Origin of the sequence: Acinetobacter sp. WCHAc060025 (genome assembly GCF_004209355.1) — a bacterium.
GTDB classification, from domain to species: domain Bacteria; phylum Pseudomonadota; class Gammaproteobacteria; order Pseudomonadales; family Moraxellaceae; genus Acinetobacter; species Acinetobacter wuhouensis.
Genome location: NZ_SGSX01000003.1, coordinates 167,808 through 188,661, shown reverse-complemented (window position 1 = coordinate 188,661; position 20,854 = coordinate 167,808). Strand labels below are relative to the sequence as shown.

Here is a 20,854-nt window from a genome sequence, read left to right as displayed (position 1 = left end):
ACAGGTTGTGGTGTAAATTATGGGGTCAATTACAGCAAGGAAAGGTGCAGATGGTAAAGTTAACTATCGTGCTGCGATTCGAATTAATCGAAAGGGCTTTCCTACATTCTCTGAAAGTAAAACATTTCACTCAAAGAAGTTGGCTGAAAACTGGGTTAAGAAACGAGAAGTCGAAATTCAAGAAAATCCTGATATTTTACTTGGCAAAGAAAAGCTGATTGATCTGACCTTATCAGATGCCATAGATAAATATTTGGATGAAGTCGGGAGCGAGTACGGAAGGACGAAACGCTATTCTCTGCTTTTAATTAAGAAGCTACCAATCGCGCGCAATATTATCACAAAAATAAAATCAGTACATTTGGCCGAGCATGTTGCTTTAAGGAAGGGGGGAGTCCCTCATTTGGAACTTGAGCCTATTGCGACTAGTACGCAGCAACATGAGCTTTTACATATCCGTGGTGTACTTTCTCATGCTGCTGTTATGTGGGAAATGGATATTGATTTAAACGGTTTTGATAAGGCTACGGCGCAGTTAAGAAAAACACGTCAAATATCTTCCAGTCAAAAAAGAGACCGGCTTCCTTCAACGGATGAGCTGATTGCATTGACGAAGTATTTCACAGAGCGATGGAAGCTAAACCGTAACGGTTCTAAATACCCAATGCATTTAATAATCTGGTTTGCTGTTTTCTCATGCAGACGTGAAGCTGAGTTAACACGATTATTTCTTCGAGATTATGATTCACATCACTCAACATGGAAAGTACATGATCTAAAAAATCCAAATGGCTCTAAAGGTAATCATAAATCATTTGATGTCCTTGAACCTTGTAAGGAAATGATTAAAAGAATAAAGCAGTCAGAAGTTCGAGAACGGATGTTGATGCTTGTGCATGATGAAAACTTACTGTTGCCATTGAATCCTAAAAGCTTGGGTAAAGAGTTTAGAGAGGCTTGTAAAATGTTGGGTATCGATGATCTACGCTTTCATGATTTGAGACATGAAGGATGTACTAGACTAGCTGAACAGAGCTTTACTATTCCTGAGATTCAGAAAGTAAGTCTGCATGATTCTTGGAGCAGTTTACAGCGTTATGTGTCAGTGAAGGCGAGAAGGGATGTTATGCAGTTAGAGGAAGTACTACGCCTCATCGATGAAACGTAGCATAATCTTTAGAAGCTTCTAAATACTTACTATCTAAAATATCTGCGAGATCTTTAATGTGCACCAAAAAGGTGCACGTTTACTTTGATCTATTTTAAACACTGAAAAAGGGAATTCTTGATTATTCGCCTTTCTTAAAGCTTCAGCTTTACTAAGATGAGGGTAATAGTCAGCAACAATTGTCATCAGTTCGACAATCATAGAGCGATATTTTATAAAAAGAAGGTCAGTAGTATTAATTTGAAAGCAACTCATGAATTCAGGTACTCCATACCAGAACAGTTTTAAATTCAAATGGGATACCTTTTGACTGAAGGTTAACCATCTCGATGCCTTCATCCTATTTTTTTTACATAGATTTTTATGTAATCCTAATAATTAAAAATAATATTTTACTAGAATGTTGATATAAGATACTGAAAAATATTATTTAGAACTGAAAATGAAAAATTGCACTCTTTTTGATTTTGAGCAACTGAAGGTCGAAATTCTGAATTGCTTTTTGGATCATGCTGGACGCTTTTTAAGAGAACATAAAATAATGAGTGATCCTGACCCAAAGACTGAGTTTGACGCGTCAGAACGCAAATTGTTGGTTGAACTGATGGTAGAGTGCCAGCAAATGCAGTTTTTAGGGGAAATGTATACGGTACAGGATTTACTGAATTTACTTGATCAAATGAGTACGGTGACAACAGGAATTAGTGACTATAGACAGCAGCAGGTTAATGAAAAATATTCAGAAATATTAAATAAATACATAGAATTGGTTGAAGATGAAAGTGGGAAAGTCTACACCTATAACCCGAGTTTAAAGCGTAGAATTAATGGAATTTTAAATGTACGTAAACGATATGCGCCGCTGTTGCATAAAAAGCTTGAGATATTCTATTCAGAATTAACTAGTTATGCACAGAAAAATGGCAGATTCAAAAATGCTTCGCAGGCTGTACAGCTGATTTTACCCACACTGCAAATAAAGTTTAGAGCGTTTGATTTGCAGTGGGTTCAAAGCAGATTAGAGGCGAATAAACAGAAAATTTTAGATTTAACTGAAGCCAAAAAAAACAATGAAAAGAAAGAAATCTGTGAAGATGGTGATTTTGATGTGTCATTTAAAATTCAGGATCGCACTTATTTAAATCAAATTAGAGAATTACAAAACGAAAATAAAAAATGGCAGCAATTTTTACAATACCCTGATCGATATTTTCCACAGCAGAAGCAATTGCCGTTTAATACGGCATACTGTGATGAAGTACTGGTAAATCACTTAAGGCGTCGTCCTGATTTAATACGCGAAATAATACAATGTTGCAGTGAAACTTAATACTTTTTAGTCAGGGTGGTAAATTGATACGCTCAAGGCTTAGACTGAAATTCACCGTCATTTTGTACGGTATTACTATATTGATTATGTTGATCAAACCCTAAAGCAATATTGGTATTTGGTTGATTTTTCATTGTTAAAAATTGTTTTTGTTCAGCACATTCATTTCTCAATTGGGTTTCAATTTGGCTAAGAGCTTCGGGTGCAAGAGTTTCATTTATTGTCTGCTGATCCTCTTCGGAAATTTCACCCAAAAAAGCCTTAATTTTCTCCAATTCAATAGTCTTGCTTACAGCTGTTTGTATTAAGTAGTCCTCAAATTCTTTTGCTGATAAGCGCATGTTTTCTTGAATGGTATGTTTTTGCTGCCCAAGCTCTGTTTTAAGTTGATTAATTTCTTCATCCTTTAATTTCAGCTCTTGTTTTAATTGGGAATCATTGTTTTCGATGAGTGATTTTTGAAGCTTTGATATTACTTTATCCTTTTCTGTTAATTTAAAATTATGTTGATCAATTAAAAAGTCTAAGCAGTTTTGCAGGCTTTTTAATTTGTACTTCTCTGTGATTCTCTCTAGTTCTTTTAATGTCTTTTGATCCAGTGTGATTTGTTTATTGATACGTTTATCTTTTTTATTTGTGTAGTTATATTTAAATATACGGTATCTCTTTTTTAAAATTTCAAAGTGTTCATTATTTGTTTTACAAATGAAATTATCAACTGAAAATTTAAGTGGGTTGGTGAATAGTTCGCTTATATCAGTCGAATTATATTGGTTATGCTGAGGAGATATTGCTGAATTTTCATTGGGTTTAATCTGTGGGTGATTTATAGAATAAAAAATTTCCTTTTCACCTGATTTAACTCGCTTATTGATTTCATTTGGTCTTAGTAAAATTTCCTGCTCTAAGAATATTTTTTTTAGATCTGTCTCAGTAGATAACCATTTCTCTAAAGTTAAATGTGGTCGTGTCATTTTATATTTTTCATAGATATTAAATAAATGTTTATATATCAATAAATAAACATTAAGTAAATGTTAATTAAATATTAAATGTTGATTATTATATTTTTAATTATCATTTTGTGCCTATCTTAATTTGTGTATGATATCTCTGCATGGGGTATGGATTGATGAAGTGGAGATTTTTATTGTGGATGAGAAGCTTTCTGAGCATGATTTCTTGAGCCTGTTTTTAGCTTTCTATCAGAGAATAGATGGGGAGCTTTCAGCCAAAGCTGTTTGGGCTCTAATCACTTTTATTAGAAATTTTGGGGTAGAGAGTACATCATTGCCGCTTGCCCAATTGGCAAAAGTCACAGGCATACAGATTAAAAGATTACGTGATGTACTTAATGAGTTGGAGCAGCAGGGGATTTTAAAAATAGATTTTCCCGAAACGGGGAAGAGGGCTCGTGTTCGTCACTTACGCCTTAATCTCGATTATATTGGTGTTGATTTAATAATGCCGGCTAGCTGGATGGTAAATAGTACTAAAAGCATGTACAAGAAATTTCCTTTATTAAATTTTATTTCAATTCTATTTATAAAAAGTGATGGGATAAGCATCAGCAATTTACCTAAAAAAATAGAGACCGATTGCAATCTTGATTATCGAAGTTATCTTGTTTTATTGCGATTGCTTTACAGTGCAGATTCATTTGGGATTGTTAGAGGCTGTGGAATTGGTGAAATCGAGCAGGCAACGGGTTTAAAAAAGCAGTCTATTTACCGTGCTATACAACAGCTAAAAGAAATGGGATTTATTCGAAGTCAGGCCGATGGAGCAATTCGAAATAGTTTTATTCAAACAGAGTCTCCAATATATGCTTTAAACCTTTCGCATCAATTTTGGGGTGATGCTGCAATTTATGGGAAGTTTTATATTTTAAAGTACCCGCAGCCTCATGTTTTTGAAGTTCAGAAAGTGGCGTCTATTTTTACTATGCTGAATCCAAAGAGTGACTTGGTGTCAAACACTAAAAGTGAAGATTCAGATGCTGGCTTGAAAGTATTGAATTGCAAAAACAATTATCTGCTACATGATCCTTTGTGCTGGATGAAACCGTTTATTCCTCTGCCTCGTGAAGCTGTAGGTTATGCAAATTATGTTGTGTTACAACAGCAGGAAATAATGAAGTTGTATGATCATTATTTAGAGTTAAAGAAACTGCATCCAGAAAATCCATTATCAGCTGCGTTTTATTTAAAGCCGCATGAAAATATTTTGAAGGATGAAGTAGCTTTAGACAGTGTGGAATGTACACAGCCTATTAAACTCAGTGGAATGCATAACCGCTTAGGTCTTTTTCAGAGTTTACTTGAGCAGTGGTGCTGCCAGATATATAGCCAGAATAAAACGCTTTTTAAGATGCTGAGAGATGCTAACCCAGTAGTAATCGACGAAGAAAGTTTTGAACGCTTAGGGTGTACAGATTTTCTCTACCCATATTCATTGCAAGCGACTCAAATCAACAGAATTAGAGAAGATCTCACTCAAAAAAATGAGTCTGACAAAAATAAATCGATCACATTCAGATTAAAGGTTGAACAGTCTAGAGTTCATCAGTTTTTAATGGCTCTTATGGACTTGATTGCATATAACCAAATTTACTTTTTTCAGCAATGTATACGGAAACATTCTGATATTGATGACAAACGCAAAGCTGCTAAGACGGGCCTGGGCCGGGCATTTGCAGAGGCAGGAGAAGTGGTGATGCCTTTTAGAATCCTGCCTCGTTCTTTTATCCAGAACACTTATAGCTGCTGCTTTGTACCTGATCAGCATGCAAAAGCTGACGAGTATTTCTTATGTGAATTGGAATTTCAAAAACCGTTGCAGGATGGAACTCCCTTTGATTTTCCTGTACAGCACATGACAGAAATTTCACCAACACTGGACGAGCTTAAGGATTACGGATTAATGCATCATCGATGTTTATCGTTATTTAAATAGATGATCTAGCTTAATGATTGGAAAATCATTTTTCTGACCTAACTATCGTAACGCTGAAATATATAAAAAGCCTATTCTAGCCAAAGGTTTGGAAATCCTGCTGATCGGCTGGACTATGGTTATTGCATTTACGCTAAGACGGTTTTTATATTATTAATATAGAGATTAATACTAATATTAGACTTGTTGCTATAGATCATAGAACTATAAGTACTCTATATATCAATACAATCACTATTACTCATACCTATAACAAGAACAGTTGGATATGTCATATAGACTGAATAGATATCTCTATATACATGACGCTATTGATCAATAGCCTATGCAGGATGAGAGCACGATTCGATACATGGGAATATCGGATGACTAATCCTTACTCTAGATCTGGGTGTCATTTAAAAAAATAAGTCCATTGCTTAACTATGACGCTCATCATAGTTAAGGAAGTTCAACGTGCTGCAATTCGATTTAGATCATCAGGCTGGGGTGCTGTATGCCATTCATGCCTGTGTAGATGTATGTCTTAATTTTGATATGACGAATGAAGATTTCATTTTCAATCTGGAACGTCTGTACTGTGCATTCGAAGCTTTTAAGCAAGAAGGGGTTGAGTATGCAGCCTCAATTAGGGCATTTATTGCAGTCACTGAACATGTCGATAGCCAGCGTGGAATGCTCAGCGTTGGTGAATATCTATCAGGGTTGTCTATAGGTGCAATTAAGGCTCTAAGACGAATCTTACATGCGCATCGAGGGATGATACGCGAGGAGATCAAAAGCTTTACAAGACGGAAAGGATTGAATCGAGTGGCATTACTTGAGGAGTTCGAAGGTGCAATTAAGGGATATTATTCGGTTTTGGTGATCAGAGTGGATTTGAGCTATAGCAAGGACAGCATGAGTGAGATTACGGTGCATGACTTCTATCAGCATATCGATAGCTTCCGTGCTGTGATTACTGATAAAAATGGCTGTTTTGATGCATTAGTAACCTATGCAATCGCACTGGAGCAAGGGATTACAAAGGGTTTTCATGCTCACTTGGCATTGGTGATTAATCGGTCTGAGCACCAGAGCGATTATAAGATTGCTGAAGGGGTCATTGAGAAGTGGAATGAGATTACTTTAGGCAAAGGGACGGGATGGAACATCAACACGACAGAAAATAAAGAAAACTACGAGAAGCAAGGTTGTTTAGGCATTGGAGATATTCGTCGAGCAATACCCGAACAAGGCAATAATGCTTTGGGTGCAGTTGCGTATCTCAGTGACCCTGATAAATACGAGCAGACGTTATTGGTTAAACCACAAGGACGTAAAACGTTTTATAAAGGAGATTATCAGCATCATGGTCGCCCAATACCTGATACAGAAGAAAATAGAAGAATCAAAGAGTGGAATGCGCAGACTGCTTTAGCAAAGCTGGAAGAGGAGATTTGGTTTAAAAAATTATGAAGATGCCAGTTCTATGAAATCAATTCATTCATAGGACAGCACATGAGTCATTCAGAGTTAGAGTCTGCAGCAGTACGTTTAGAACAAGACGTTTTAGAGCATTACCAAACGACTCGATTTGCTCCAATTCCAGAAGGTACTGATTACGATGCTCATCACAAGAATATCGATGATGAGTTTAAACGCAAGCTGTCTGACTATTTTTCATCGTGGCGCAGAATGATGGCCGTTGGCATTCATGAGCATTTATCTTTTTCCTTTTGGGCAGACAAGTTCTTTCAGGCTTACTGCAGTGTATTACAGGAAGAGCAGATTCGGTTCTTTGAGGTCACGGCGCAAAGAAGCGCTGGTTTTTATATCAATAAGATCGTAAAGCGGTTGAGAATACTGTTTGAAAGCACCAGCTTGACTGAAGAAATGCACAAGCAGAATGAGCGTTATGAAAAGCAAATTGAAAAGCTGAGAGAATCTTATTGCAATACCAGTCAAATCTATCCAGATGCTGCGGATTTGAAACTAGAACTGAGCTTAAATGAGGCAGGAAATGAAATGATCGACATACGGCAGTTAGAGCGGTATTTATTAAATTTCCAAAAAAGTCTAGCGGCTGAGTATTGGTATAGAACACAAGTCGTTTACCGCTTTTATCAGGTTGTACGGGATGATGTTCAGCAGCGCTATGTGATTCACTTTTATCTGAGCTTTAACCGATCACTCTATTCTGACCCTTTGGGATATTGCAATGAGATCAGAGAGCACTGGATGAGAGCGACTGGATATTTGGGCACATGCGTTTATCCAGAAATGCATCATCAGCTTTCCGATGCTGATGCACAAAACGCGCTGCGGATTGACCGGATCATGCAAGAAGAAGCGGGCTGTCCTTTGGGTGCATTAAATAGCATGCCGGAGAATCAAACGGGTCAGTTTGGGCTTCCGAGTAGAATCTGCATCTACCCGAAAGGATTTAAATGGTTTGATGGAGCCCCGGTACGGCGCTGAAAATTCATATTGCATTCCAGCACTTGCTTGACGCTCTACACCGTGCAGATTATCCTTAGCCTGCTGACCTACATCGTCAGCGGGTTTTAGCAGACCCATTAACAAAGACAATATGCGAAATCTGATTTTGCATGTTGTGGACCCGTTCGTCCCCCTTTCTTTGCGGTAGGGCGGAGGGGGGACGCGCTTGCGCGTGCTGGTTTCTTTGTTACCAGTCTGCTAACCCTTCTTCGTTCTGCCACCATCATATTAGCAGTGAATTGGCAGAATTCTTTTAAAACAAAGGAGTACGCCATGCGCTTACATCAATATCATCCCTTATTTTTCTCTTTTTCAGTATTTGTGCCGATGGGTCATTAGGCCCGCGTGCTGTGCATAGCTGTGTTTATAGCTTTTTAAGAATAAAACTTTTTCAAATACATATTACCGATATGAAGATGAATCTCTAATGCTGTTTTGAGCTAAGTAGATCTGTACGCTTTATCGTCTATAAAAAATTCAAAAACTTAGATATTCATTCCAACAAAGATTGCATGGGGGACACCGGATCTGCTGAAGACCGGTGATGCCTGTAAAAAGAGAAAATGACTATGTTAAAAACTTTCCTAAAAACTGCCCTGATTTCATCACTTCTTGCAGGCGCGTCATGGGCGCAGGCAGGCTGGTTTGCGCAAGCCAGTGAATCCTATTTTGTGCAGGCTCGAAATTTAGGTGGAGGCGTGTATCAGTGCATGTATAAAACCAATCCGGGCAACCGCGGCTGGCGTAATTTCACTGTGAACTTTCAGGGCGGCTGCCCGCGTGTTGTCCACTTTAATGCCAATAATGCTCAAGTCTCTGTACCGAACTAAATGGTGGGGAGATTTGAGATGAACCAAAAAACCATATTGGCCTTAGCCGCTCTTCTTGCCTTGACCATTGTGATTGTGTCTGGATTTTATTTTTTCAGTGCCAAGTCCAGCGTTCAGAAACCTGTGCAAACAGCTGCAGCTGGCACGAGTGATATTCCAGCGTCAGAAGCTGCTGCTTCGGAAGGCATTCCTGCTGCGGAAGTTGATGGCATTGATGTAGAGGAATTGACTGCTGGCAGCAAGGGCTCAAGTTCGGCGCAGCATGAACCTGAATTGCTGAGCTTTGAGTTTGATCAAAATTTGAAAGCTGCAGATACCTTGCTGTCCATGCTTCCTTATGCAGACCTGCCTGAATTTGAGCAAAAAAATGTAGATAAGTACCAGCAGCTCGTCTTTGCCAAAGCCTCTCAAGATACCGGTAAGCCCGTGAGCGGTTTTAGCTTGCAGGAACACGGCGCATTAGAGTCGGAACAGGCGGGCAACCGTTACTACGTCTATAAATTTGATAATGGCGCAGACTGTGAAATTCATCTGGTCAGTATTGATTTAGAGACCGGTGATTACGGCGTGAGCTACAACTACTGCTGAGGATAAATTTTATGAAGCAATATTTAAAACCCATCCTGCTGGCAGTAACGGTTGTTGCAGGCATGATGCTGTCAGGGTGCAGTTCTAGCCTTGATCCTAATACTTTTACTGTTGAAATGAATGTAGTAGATACCAGCAACTGGTATGCGCAAAACCAAGCGGCAAATGTCATCACCATTCGTTCTAACAGTCCAGATCCAATTAATGTCACCAATGTGCTGATTAATAACGGTGAATGCAGTTATGAAGGCTATCGCAGATCGTTGGAGTATCCGCAGCATTTTAAAATGGGCTTGCGTTTAAGGCTGAAATTAACTGGCTGTGGCTATGACAATGTCGTACGTGTCGATGTTGAAACAGAACAGGGAACAGCGAGCTATAGCTTTCAATAGCGGTCTTTAACTCTAAAAGACGAACTTAAATCTAAATCAAACCGTGTCCTCAATGGGCACGGTTTTTTTATGCCTTCAATTCAGCTCATCGTACTCAATTAATTTCACAAGGAATATTCAATGTCCTTAATTCAATGTCCCTATTGTCAGTCCACTCATGTCAGACAAATGGATTCAAGTCATGCAAACGCCAACTATTTCGAACAACTGCAACGCTGTATTTCACCGACACAGATGGCGCTGTTCGGCATGCGGCTTGCCAAAAAAGCAGGATTTCCACCTTTTACAGGCGCAGCTATCGGTGTTGTTGTGGGCGGTGTATTGGTCATCGTCAGTCAGTACTGCTATGAAAAATATTACAGCAATGCCGAGCAGTATATCTGTCAGGACTGCCATCAGCATTTTGTTTGGGCCAAGCTTTAACAGATTTTACAGCTGATTATTTTTAAATATTTTAATTCAATCAATTTATAGGTACAGGAATTAACACTATGGCACATCAAATTGAAAAAATGGCTTATGTCGGAGACACCCCTTGGCATGGTCTTGGCAATCAGCTCGCGCAAAATCAGCCGATTGAAGTCTGGGCGAAACAGGCTGGTATGGATTGGCGTATTGAATCCTCTAATGTCAGCTACATGGCACAGAATGAACGCGGGCAAAGCATCATCATGCCTTATGAAGAACAGCGCGTACTTTATCGTTCCGATACCCATGTACCTTTATCTGTGGTCAGCCAGCGTTATCAGGAAGTGCAGCCTGCAGAGGTATTGGAGTTCTACCGAGATCTCACTGAACAATCAGGTTTTGAGCTGGAAACCGCAGGTGTATTGAAAGGCGGCAAGAAATTCTGGGCATTGGCAAGAACAGGACAGACTTCAGCCTTAAAGGGTAAAGATGTCAGTAATGGCTACATTCTCTTAGCTACGGCTTGTGACGGTACACTGGCAACTACAGCACAATTCACCAGTATTCGAGTAGTGTGTAACAACACTTTAGCGATTGCTTTAAAAGGACAGAGCTCAAGTACAGGCATGGTCAAAGTGCCGCACAGTACCAAGTTCGATGCTGAGAAAATTAAACAGCAACTCGGTATATCCGTCCGTGTATGGAATGAGCACATGTATGAAATGAAACAACTGAGTCAACGTAAAGTCACTCAACAGGAAGCGGCTGCTTATTTCGATGCTGTGTTTAATAACACGAGCCTCAGTCCAACCGAACAGGATGACAGTATTATTCAGTTTTATCGTAATGTGGCAGCACAAGGAAGCCAATCCAATAAAGCTGAGAACAAGACTGAACCTAATAGACGCGCGATGTCGAAAGTCATGACCATGTTTAACGGACATGGCCGCGGGGCAGAACTTAGTTCAGCTAAAGATACCGCTTATGGTTTGTTATGCAGTATTACCGAGTTCTGTGACCATGAAAGAAGAGCCATGAGTCAGGATCATCGACTCGATTCAGCTTGGTTTGGTGCAGGTGCCGCCCTGAAGCAGCGTGGGCTCGAACAAGCGCTGCGAATGCTTGCTTAAGCTCAATAGTTCTCCTTTTTATAAATTAGCCTAAGTATTACAGAACAAGGCCAAATATTTTTCTTCACTTATGAATCAAATACCAAGTTCTTAAAGCTGTGTCTTTGGACACGGCTTTTTTATGCCCAAAATTTAAATTAGAGGAATTCACAATGAATCATTTATCAAATCTACCTGCAGCATCTGCACAGCCTAAAGTATTCAGTCCCCCTAAACTTCTCAATGCGAAACGTTTTGTGGAGACTAAGAAACTCAGTCAGGCTGAATGGCTGGAAGTGCGCAGGCAGGGCATAGGCAGCAGTGACTGTGCTGCAGCCTGTGGGCTTAACCCTTATATGTCGATGCTGGAATTGTGGATGATCAAGACTGGACGGATCAAGCAATCGATTGAAGATGAAAGCGAAGGCCATGCTCCGCTGTATTGGGGCAAGCGTTTAGAGCCCTTAGTGGCTGAGTATTACAGCATGCATACCAACTATAAAGTCCGCCGGGTTAATGCTGTGCTGCAGCATCCTGATCCAGACAAGCATTTCATGTTAGCAAACTTGGATTACTCTGTAGTGGGTGACGCAGATGTGCAGGTTCTAGAATGCAAAACCGCAGGGGAATATGGCGCTAAGCTTTGGCGGGATGGTGTGCCTCTATATGTACTGTGTCAGGTTCAGCATCAATTGGCTGTGACGGGGAAGAAGGCAGCACATATCTGTGTGCTGATCTGCGGACATGAAACCCGCATATTTAAAGTGACCCGTTCAGAATCGGTGATTCAGCATATCGTGAATGCAGAGCGTTACTTCTGGGAGTGCGTGGAAAAGGATACACCGCCTGATGCAGATGCTAGTGAATCGGCCGCTAAAGCTTTGCAATTACTGTATCCAGAGCATGTACCGCTAAGTACGACCGATCTCTCGTTAGATGATCAAGCCAACCAACAGTTTGAGCAGCTGATTCAAGCACGCAATCAAATTGAAAAGCACCAAGAGCAATTCGATCTGCTGAAGCACCAGCTGCAGGCCAAGATGCAGGAGGCTGAGCGCGCAACCTTCAAAGCAGGTTCTGTCACGTGGAAAAAGGCCAAAGACTCGATTAGCTTAGATAGCAAAGCACTACTAAAACAGTACCCTGAATATCTGAACCAATTTCCGCAAAGTAAATCTGGTTCAAGACGCTTCAATATTTACCCAGATGATGAATGAGATGAATTCATTCTTCGAGATACATAAGCAAATCAATTTAAGGCCATAACGATCCCATGCCAAACAGCATGGGATTTTTTTATGCCGATTTCATTGTTAAAAAGAGAAATATCATGATTAAAGGTTTAGCAATCACACCGCCTATTTTAGGGCGAATCAGCATTGGCCGAATGGTCGAAAAGAACGGCAAGCGTCTGCCTGAAAAGGATGACCAATTCACCATTACCAGTCAAATCCAAAGTAAAGATAGTGGTTGGATCAAACATCCGTTAGATGAACAGCTGCGGGCTAAAGCATCCAATCAAAAACTCCGCTCAATTCCTGTGCGGATGATCTTCAATGATCCTGAGCTGAATCTGCGTGCAGAATACAGCTTATTTGATCGTCAAACTGGACGACCCGTTTGTGTGGGTAATGGTGAAACCTGCCAGCGCTTAACTAGTCAAGGTGTAGAGCAACATCCATGCCCATCGCCTGATTTATGTTCAATGGCTCAAGGTGGACAATGCAAGCCTTATGGGCGTTAGATGAGTCGGATGAGCTTGGCACCTTCATTTTTAGAACCACAGGCTTTAACAGTATAAGAACCTTGGCCGCACGACTGAGTTACTACCATGCAGCATCGAATGGTTTACTTTCATGCTTGCCATTGCAACTTACCCTTCGGGGTAAATCCACGACCCAAAGCTATCGCCAGCCTGTGTATTACGTGGATTTAACTTTACGTGAAGGCGTTGATTTAAAGCAAGCTATACAGACTGCTAAAGAAATTGATCAACAGAGTAAATCGAGTGGTTTTAATCAGGCAGCTTTAGATCACAAGGCAAGACAGGGTTATGCAAATGCAGTTTTTGAAATGGATTCAGGTGATGGGGTAGACGTCATTGAAGAGTTTTATCCATCTGATGAAGGCATCGATGATGCTCAACAAAAGAAAACCACAAGCTTGAATTTACAGAATGAGTTGCAGCGTTCTGTTCAAACTTTGAATTGAATGATTGTTGAGGCTTAAGGAGATTAAATTTTTACGGAGCTGCATATCATTTGAGCGAATAACCGCTCGCATGAATGATTAGGAGTAAACTCATGAATGCGTTTGTTGGTCAAACTTTTCAAATGAATCAACTCATCAATATTAAGCAGGTTGTAGAAATTGTAGGTGTTGCACGTTCTACTATCTATGAAATGATGGATGAAAACTCACCGTATTACGATCCGACATTTCCAAAGAAAGTAAAGATCACCCAAAACCGTATCGGCTGGTCAGCTTTAGAGATCCATCAGTGGATTGAAAATAAGTTGGCGAGTCGAGAATAAGGGATGCTTTGCTCCCTTATTTTTTTGATACTTTTAAGGCACAATCAACCTTATAAATTTCAAGTGTTACAGCTTCTTCGCTGGCGGTGTTTCTCAATGACAAATAATAACTTTTCACAGACAGCAGCCTTCATTTGGTCGGTTGCAGATTTGCTTCGTGGTGACTTCAAACAATCACAATACGGACGTGTGATTTTACCGTTTACATTATTACGCCGTTTAGAGTGTGTACTTGAGTCAAGTAAAGCAGATGTATTGGCAGCCAACGAAAAAGTAAAACAAATGCCGTTGCCTGAAGAAGCCAAAGAAAAGATGCTACTTAAAGCCACCAATGGCTTATCGTTCTGTAATACCTCAGAATTGAGCTTAGTGAGCCTTGGGCAAAAGGACATTCGTGCCAATTTGGTGAATTACATTCAGCACTTTTCTAAAGATGCCCGTGAGATCTTTGAGCATTTTAAGTTTGATGAATTTGTTGGACTGCTTGATGATGCTAACTTGCTGTATAAAGTGGTACAAAAGTTTGCTGCAACAGACTTAAGTTATAACGCTGTATCCAACCATGAAATGGGTTTGGTGTTTGAAGAGTTGATCCGTCGTTTTGCTGAAGGTTCAAACGAAACCGCAGGTGAACATTTTACCCCACGCGATATTGTGCGTTTAACAACAGGCTTAGTTTTTGGTAAAGATGATGATGCTCTGAACAAAGAAGGTATTATCCGTACCGTATATGACCCAACGGCGGGTACAGGTGGTTTCCTATCATCAGGTACAGAATATGTGCGTGAGCATAATCCTGATGCATCTATTGTTGTTTATGGGCAAGAGCTAAACCCTGAATCCTATGCCATTTGTAAAGCAGATATGTTGATTAAAGGTCAGACAGTTGCCAATATTAAATTGGGCAATACGCTGTCGAATGACCAACTTGCCTACGACAAATTTGACTACATGCTTTCAAACCCACCGTTCGGTGTGGATTGGAAGAAAATTGAAGATGACATTAAATCTGAGTATGAGCAAAAAGGCTTTGAAGGTCGTTTTGGTGCAGGCTTGCCACGTGTGTCGGACGGTTCGTTACTTTTTTTAATGCACTTAATGAGCAAGATGCGTCAGCCAGATGCCGACAATCAACAAGGTAGCCGTATTGGCATTATCCTGAATGGTTCGCCATTATTTACAGGTAGTGCAGGCAGTGGCGAGAGTGAAATCCGCCGTTATATTTTAGAAGCCGATTTGCTAGAAGCGATTATCGCCCTACCAACCGATATGTTCTATAACACAGGCATTGCCACATACGTTTGGGTACTGAGCAATAAAAAAGACGCTGAGCGCAAAGGCAAAGTACAGCTTATAGACGGTAGTAACCTGTATAGCAAAATGCGTAAGTCACTTGGCTCAAAACGTAATGAAATGAGTGAAGATGATATTGCCCTGATTACACGCACCTATGGCAATTTTGAGGTGATGGATGCTCGTGAGCTGGATAAGCCTGCCGATGTAAAATCGAGTCGTGGTCGTCAATCTGCGAGCCCTAAAACTGAGACGGCGAAGACTTTCTCAAGCAAGATTTTTAACAGCTACGAGTTTGGCTACCGCCGTGTGACCATTGAGCGTCCGTTACGTTTATCGGCTCAGGTGAGTGATGAGCGTATTGCCACTTTACGTTTTGCACCAAAGCCGTTTAATGCCGTAATGCAAAAGCTGTATGATGATTATGGCACGACATGGACAGAAGTAACTTATGGTCAATTGGCGGAGTATGAAGCCGAGATTCGTACGCTCATTAAAGCTGAATTTAGCGAACTGAAAGAAAAAGACATTAAAACCATCCTTGAACCAAAACTGTGGTTAGAGCAACGTAGTTTATTGACCAAAGCGCAAGCCTTACAAACCAAGATTGGTACGGCGCAGTTTGATGATTTTAATGCTTTTGATGATGTACTCAAGCAAGCCTTAAAAGATGCCAACATCAAGCTTGAAACCAAAGAGAAAAAGCAATTTATTGATGCCATCACTTGGAAAAATGCCGATGCAGAACCTGTGGTGAATAAGGTTGTAAAAGGCGCAGAAAATCCGCTGTATGGTCAGTTTAGTTATAAAGGCAAAGTGGTTGAGTTTGTGCAAGATGGTGATTTACGTGATGCAGAAAACATTGCTTTAAATCCAAATGTCAGCACTACCGATTTAATTGAGTCTTATTTTAAGCGTGAAGTGCAACCGCATGTGCCTGATGCGTGGATCAATGCGGATAAACGTGATGCGCAAGATAATGAAATTGGTATTGTGGGGTATGAGATTCCGTTTAACCGTCATTTTTATGTGTATGAACCGCCAAGAGATTTAAGCGAGATTGATGCGGATTTGGATGCGGTAAGCCGTGAAATTATGGCACTTTTACAAGAGGTGCATTCTTAATGGCAAAGTATGAGAAATATGCTGAGTATAAGGATTCAGGGGTTGAGTGGTTAGGTGAGATTCCTAGCCATTGGGAAATGTGGAAATTAAGTCACGCATATAACGAAATTGGATCAGGCACAACACCATCGACTTCAAATGAGGAAAATTTTGAAGGTGATATTCCTTGGGTTACAACAGGTGAGCTAAGAGAAAATGTAATTTTAGATACTAAAAAGAAGGTATCTCAAAGAACAATTGAATTGTTTCCAACTTTACGAAAATATCCAAGCGGTTCAATAGCCATAGCAATGTATGGTGCAACTATCGGTCGGTTAGGTATCTTCGGGGTAGAAGCAACTACTAACCAAGCTTGTTGTGTAATGACAAGTTCAAAGGTATTAAATAATAAGTACCTTTTTTATTGGTTACAGGCTTTTAAGAATGAAATCATTCAACTTTCATCAGGTGGTGGACAACCAAATATCAATCAGGAAAAAGTAGCATCTTTAAAAATTTCAGCTCCAATTATTAAAGATCAAATTAAAATCGCCAATTTCCTCGACCATGAAACCGCAAAAATTGACAGTCTGATTGCCAAACAAGAAAAGCTAATTGAACTGCTTAAAGAAAAGCGTCAAGCGGTGATTAGCCATGCTGTGACCAAAGGTTTAAATCCTGATGTAACTATGAAAGATTCAGGGGTGGAATGGCTAGGGCAAGTGCCTGAGCATTGGAAATGTATAAAGATAAAACATATCACCACGACTTTTGAACAAGGTTGGAGTCCTCAATGTGATTCTCGACCTGCTGAATCACATGAATATGGAGTTTTAAAAGTTGGGTGTGTTAATGGTGGCTCATTTAGAAGTTTCGAAAATAAAGCCTTGCCACCTGAGTTAGAGCCACGCTTGCAATATCTAATTCAAAAAGATGATTTATTAATTTCTCGTGCTAATACAAAAGAATTAGTAGGAAGTGCTTCTGTTGTTGATGGTGATTATCCAAATCTAATACTTTGCGATAAGTTGTATCGACTAAGGTTCTCCAAAAATGTATTGCCTGAAATGGTCTCTTTGTATTTATCTATTGGAACAATACGAGAGCAAATTGAGTTAGGTGCAACAGGTGCGAGCCACTCAATGCAAAACATTGGGCAAGATACAATCAAAGAGCTTTATTACTTACTACCGCCATATGATGAGGCTCTAAATATTTTAGAAAGCATCAAGCAATCTAATCAAAAAATTGATGAGCTAACGAGAAAAGCTGAATCCGCTATTCAACTGATGCAAGAACGCCGTACAGCCCTTATTTCCTCTGCGGTCACAGGCAAAATCAATGTAACAAATTGGCAAAACCCAAACTATAACAATAATGAGGCGAATACGGAGCTTGGCGCATGAGAAAGGATGCAACTTTAGAAACGGAATTCCAACAAGACATTATTGCCCAAATGCAGTCGCACGGTTGGCAACTTGGCTCAGGTACAGGCTACAACCGAGAAAAAGCCCTGTATACCCAAGACCTATTGGACTTTGTACAAAACACCCAAGACAAGGAATGGCAAAAGTTTAAAGGTATTTTCCCCAATGACACCGAACGCCACTTTTTAGACACCGTAGAAGCACAACTGAAAAAAGCCGACATTAACGCCACTGATGCCCAATCACGCAGTTATGGCACATTGGGCGTGTTGCGTCATGGCATTCGTACCCGTGGTTGTCGTTTTTCTTTTTGTCAGTTTAAACCCGAACATGGCTTAAACCCTGAACTGAACGAGCGCTATAAACAAAACATCTGCCGTATTGTGCCAGAACTCGTCTATAGTCCATACGCCAACAAAGCCGAACTTGAAGCCACAGGCAAACAAGCCAAAAAATGGCGCATTGACCTTGTGCTGTTTATTAATGGCTTTCCTGTGGCAACCATGGAGCTTAAGTCTGAGTTTAAACAAGCGGTGCAAAATGCGATGGCACAGTACCGTAAAACTCGTTTACCGAAAGATTCTGAAACCAATAAGCCTGAACCCTTGCTGATGTTTAAACGTGGTGCATTGGTGCATTTTGCCGTAAGTCAGTTTGACGTGTATATGACCACTCATTTACAAGGCGATAGCACCTATTTCTTACCGTTTAACAAAGGCACCAAAGACCAAGGCGCAGGTAATGACGTACCTGAAAATCCAAATGAATATGCCACAGGCTATTTATGGAATGAAGTCTTAACACCTGATCGTTTGCTCAATATCATCGGCAACTTTATTCATCTGCAAATCGAAGAAAAAGAAGATTGGGAAGGCAAAAAATACAAAAAAGAAAGCCTGATTTTCCCACGTTATCACCAATGGAAAGTTGTGACCCAATTGGTTGAGGATTCCTTAAAGGAAGGCACAGGACAAAATATCTGATTCAGCACAGTGCAGGTTCGGGTAAATCAAACTCCATTGCATGGACGGCGCATCAGCTTTCTAGCCTTTACGATGCCAACAATAAAAAACTGTTTGATTCGGTGATTGTGGTGACAGACCGCACCATCTTAGATGCACAGCTACAAGACACCATTTACCAGTTTGAACATGCCGATGGCGTGGTAGGTCGTATTAATAACAAAGAAGGCGATGGTTCAAAATCAGAAAAACTCGCCAAAGCCTTAGAAATGGCACAGCCGATTATTATTGTCACCATTCAAACGTTCCCATTCGTCCTACGTGCGATTGAAAACAGCACCAGCCTGAAAGAACGTAAATACGCCGTGATTGCCGATGAAGCCCATTCATCACAAAGCGGTTCCACGGCGCGTCAGCTTAAAGAAACCTTGATGGTGGAAGAACGTGGCGAAGATGACAGCCTATCTACTGAAGATATGCTCGATGCGGTGATGGCATCACGTAAGGGTAGCGATAATTTAAGTTTCTATGCCTTTACTGCAACGCCAAAAGATAAAACCTTACAGCTTTTTGGTCGTCTGCCTGATCCAACGATGCCACCATCAAAAACCAATTTACCTCAGGCGTATCATGTCTATTCCATGCGCCAAGCGATTGAAGAAGGCTTTATTTTGGATGTACTGAAAAACTACACCAACTATAAAGTCATCTATCAGCTTAAGCAGAAGATTGAAGAAAAAGACGATACGGTAGATGCCAAAAAAGCCAAGATTAAGCTCAATCAATGGGTACGTTTGCATGATTACAACATCTCGCAAAAAGTCGCAGTCATCATTGAACATTTTAAAAAGAATGTGATGGGCTTACTCAATAACCAAGCCAAAGCCATGGTGGTCACAAGCTCACGTAAAGAAGCCGTGCGCTATAAACAAGCCTTTGATAAATACATCACGGAACAGAAATACCCAAACATTCAAGCGATGGTAGCTTTTTCGGGTGAAGTGGAATTCAATGAGAATGATTCAGACAGTAGCCATCTATTGGGTCAGAAGTTTACTGAAAGTAATATGAACCCAAATTTGAAAGGTCGGGAGATGCGTAAAGCATTCGATAGCGATGACTTTCAGGTGATGATTGTGGCGAATAAGTTCCAAACAGGCTTTGACCAACCGAAACTCTGTGCCATGTACGTGGATAAGAAATTGGGTGGGGTGGAGTGCGTACAAACACTGTCTCGCTTAAACCGTACTTATCCAACCAAAGCGCAAACAGGCACATTTGTGTTGGACTTCTTTAATGAACCACAAGACATTTTAGATGCCTTCCAACCGTACTACCAAACCGCAGAATTGGCAGATGTATCTAATCCTGATCAAGTGTATGACTTGTTTGAAAAGCTTAAATCAGCAGGGATTTTCCTGTGGACCGAAGTAGAACAATTTGCCGATGCTTTCTATGCCAAAAACAAATCACCTGCCGCAGTGGCAAATATCTGTAAGCCTGCTTTACAACGCTGGGATCAAAGCTATAAACAAGCGGTGAATGATTATGATGTCACCAAGAACCGCTTAGAGATCACCAAGCGCACCAATGAACCTGTACTCATTGCCAATGCAGAAAATGAATTTGCGGATGCAAAGAAAGCACGTGATGGCTTAGAAATCTTTAAAAAGGACTTGGGTAGCTTTAGCCGTTTTTATGAGTTTATGTCGCAGATTGTGGACTATGACGATAAAGACCTTGAGAAGTTGAGCCTATACGCACGTGCCTTACGTCCAATGCTACGTGAACAAATTGCTGATGAGGATGTGATTGACTTAAGTAATGTGGAAATGACGCATTACCGCTTATCTAAGCTTCGTCAGCAGGATATTCAGCTTCAAGCGGATAGCACTGAGCATAAGTTAGAACCTGCGAATGATGTGGGGACAGCAAAGGCGAAGGAGAAGAAAGAGGATTTCTTGTCGCAAATTTTGCGCCGTGTGAATGAGTTATTTGTGACGGATAACTTAACGGATCAGGATATGATTAATTATGCCTATACGGTTGCCGATAAGATGGCTGAAAACACCCGTATGATGACGCAGATTCATAACAACCCACGTGAGCAAGCGATGCTCGGTGAGTTTGACACGGCGCTTGATGATGCAGTGTTAGATAGTAATGCAGCGCATATGGAGCAAATGACACAGTTGATGAGCGATCCTGCCAAGATGAAGCAGTTTGCGCATATTATTTATGATGTGTTGGTGAATAGGGACCGTCAGTAGTAA

The 20,854-nt window shown here is 40.4% G+C and carries 15 protein-coding genes and 3 pseudogenes; 16 read left to right on the top strand and 2 right to left on the bottom strand.

What is annotated here, in order from left to right:
- The first annotated feature begins 19 nt into the window (after positions 1 to 19).
- Positions 20 to 1,168, top strand: coding sequence for a site-specific integrase (locus EXE09_RS03750; RefSeq protein ID WP_130116387.1), 1,149 nt, complete (start codon positions 20 to 22; stop codon positions 1,166 to 1,168).
- Here EXE09_RS03750 and EXE09_RS03745 read toward each other — a convergent pair.
- Positions 1,152 to 1,423, bottom strand: a pseudogene (locus EXE09_RS03745) (pyocin activator PrtN family protein). The gene EXE09_RS03750 and the pseudogene EXE09_RS03745 sit on opposite strands and share 17 nt — an antisense overlap.
- Positions 1,424 to 1,610: 187 nt before the next feature.
- On the opposite strand from EXE09_RS03745, the gene EXE09_RS03740 reads away from it, so the two are divergent.
- The gene (locus EXE09_RS03740) at positions 1,611 to 2,498 is read left to right on the top strand and encodes a hypothetical protein (RefSeq protein WP_004723232.1); all 888 of its coding nucleotides are present in this window, start codon (positions 1,611 to 1,613) and stop codon (positions 2,496 to 2,498) included.
- Between the two features lie 32 nt (positions 2,499 to 2,530).
- Here the strand turns inward: EXE09_RS03740 and EXE09_RS03735 are convergent, their stop codons facing one another.
- Positions 2,531 to 3,472 carry a hypothetical protein gene (locus tag EXE09_RS03735; protein WP_004723231.1) on the bottom strand — a complete coding sequence of 314 codons (942 nt, stop codon included), beginning with the start codon at positions 3,470 to 3,472 and terminating at the stop codon, positions 2,531 to 2,533.
- A gap of 130 nt (positions 3,473 to 3,602) precedes the next feature.
- Between EXE09_RS03735 and EXE09_RS03730 the strand changes: the two genes are divergently transcribed.
- The 14 genes and pseudogenes from EXE09_RS03730 (at position 3,603) to EXE09_RS03660 (ending at position 20,851) form a co-directional block, all read left to right on the top strand.
- Complete coding sequence (locus EXE09_RS03730; RefSeq protein ID WP_322873881.1) at positions 3,603 to 5,453, top strand: hypothetical protein; 1,851 nt, start codon at positions 3,603 to 3,605, stop codon at positions 5,451 to 5,453.
- Positions 5,454 to 5,909: 456 nt separating this feature from the next.
- Positions 5,910 to 6,911, top strand: a complete 1,002-nt coding sequence (locus EXE09_RS03725) for an inovirus-type Gp2 protein (RefSeq protein WP_110975193.1) — start codon at positions 5,910 to 5,912, stop codon at positions 6,909 to 6,911.
- Positions 6,912 to 6,953: 42 nt separating this feature from the next.
- The gene (locus EXE09_RS03720; RefSeq protein ID WP_130116386.1) at positions 6,954 to 7,913 is read left to right on the top strand and encodes a hypothetical protein; all 960 of its coding nucleotides are present in this window, start codon (positions 6,954 to 6,956) and stop codon (positions 7,911 to 7,913) included.
- A gap of 590 nt (positions 7,914 to 8,503) precedes the next feature.
- Complete coding sequence (locus EXE09_RS03710; protein ID WP_130116385.1) at positions 8,504 to 8,764, top strand: hypothetical protein; 261 nt, start codon at positions 8,504 to 8,506, stop codon at positions 8,762 to 8,764.
- Between the two features lie 18 nt (positions 8,765 to 8,782).
- Entirely contained in the window at positions 8,783 to 9,352 is a 570-nt protein-coding gene (locus EXE09_RS03705; protein WP_130116384.1) for a hypothetical protein, read from the top strand.
- Between the two features lie 11 nt (positions 9,353 to 9,363).
- Positions 9,364 to 9,744 (top strand): hypothetical protein, encoded by a 381-nt coding sequence (locus EXE09_RS03700; protein ID WP_130116383.1) that lies wholly within the window; start codon positions 9,364 to 9,366, stop codon positions 9,742 to 9,744.
- 120 nt (positions 9,745 to 9,864) lie between these two features.
- Positions 9,865 to 10,167 (top strand): hypothetical protein, encoded by a 303-nt coding sequence (locus EXE09_RS03695; protein WP_130116382.1) that lies wholly within the window; start codon positions 9,865 to 9,867, stop codon positions 10,165 to 10,167.
- Positions 10,168 to 10,235: 68 nt separating this feature from the next.
- Positions 10,236 to 11,282: a DUF932 domain-containing protein gene (locus EXE09_RS03690; RefSeq protein ID WP_130116381.1), complete on the top strand. Its 1,047-nt coding sequence runs from the start codon at positions 10,236 to 10,238 to the stop codon at positions 11,280 to 11,282.
- Positions 11,283 to 11,434: 152 nt separating this feature from the next.
- Positions 11,435 to 12,478, top strand: a complete 1,044-nt coding sequence (locus EXE09_RS03685; protein ID WP_130116380.1) for a YqaJ viral recombinase family protein — start codon at positions 11,435 to 11,437, stop codon at positions 12,476 to 12,478.
- 113 nt (positions 12,479 to 12,591) lie between these two features.
- Positions 12,592 to 13,472, top strand: a pseudogene (locus EXE09_RS03680) (hydrolase or metal-binding protein).
- Between the two features lie 92 nt (positions 13,473 to 13,564).
- The gene (locus EXE09_RS03675; protein WP_130116379.1) at positions 13,565 to 13,795 is read left to right on the top strand and encodes a helix-turn-helix transcriptional regulator; all 231 of its coding nucleotides are present in this window, start codon (positions 13,565 to 13,567) and stop codon (positions 13,793 to 13,795) included.
- 96 nt (positions 13,796 to 13,891) lie between these two features.
- Complete coding sequence (locus tag EXE09_RS03670) at positions 13,892 to 16,213, top strand: type I restriction-modification system subunit M (RefSeq protein WP_130116378.1); 2,322 nt, start codon at positions 13,892 to 13,894, stop codon at positions 16,211 to 16,213.
- Positions 16,213 to 17,598, top strand: a complete 1,386-nt coding sequence (locus tag EXE09_RS03665; protein WP_130116377.1) for a restriction endonuclease subunit S — start codon at positions 16,213 to 16,215, stop codon at positions 17,596 to 17,598. The genes EXE09_RS03670 and EXE09_RS03665 overlap by 1 nt, the downstream gene beginning before the upstream one ends.
- Positions 17,595 to 20,851 (top strand): annotated as a pseudogene (locus EXE09_RS03660) (type I restriction endonuclease subunit R). The gene EXE09_RS03665 and the pseudogene EXE09_RS03660 overlap by 4 nt, the downstream one beginning before the upstream one ends.
- Positions 20,852 to 20,854: the final 3 nt, after the last annotated feature.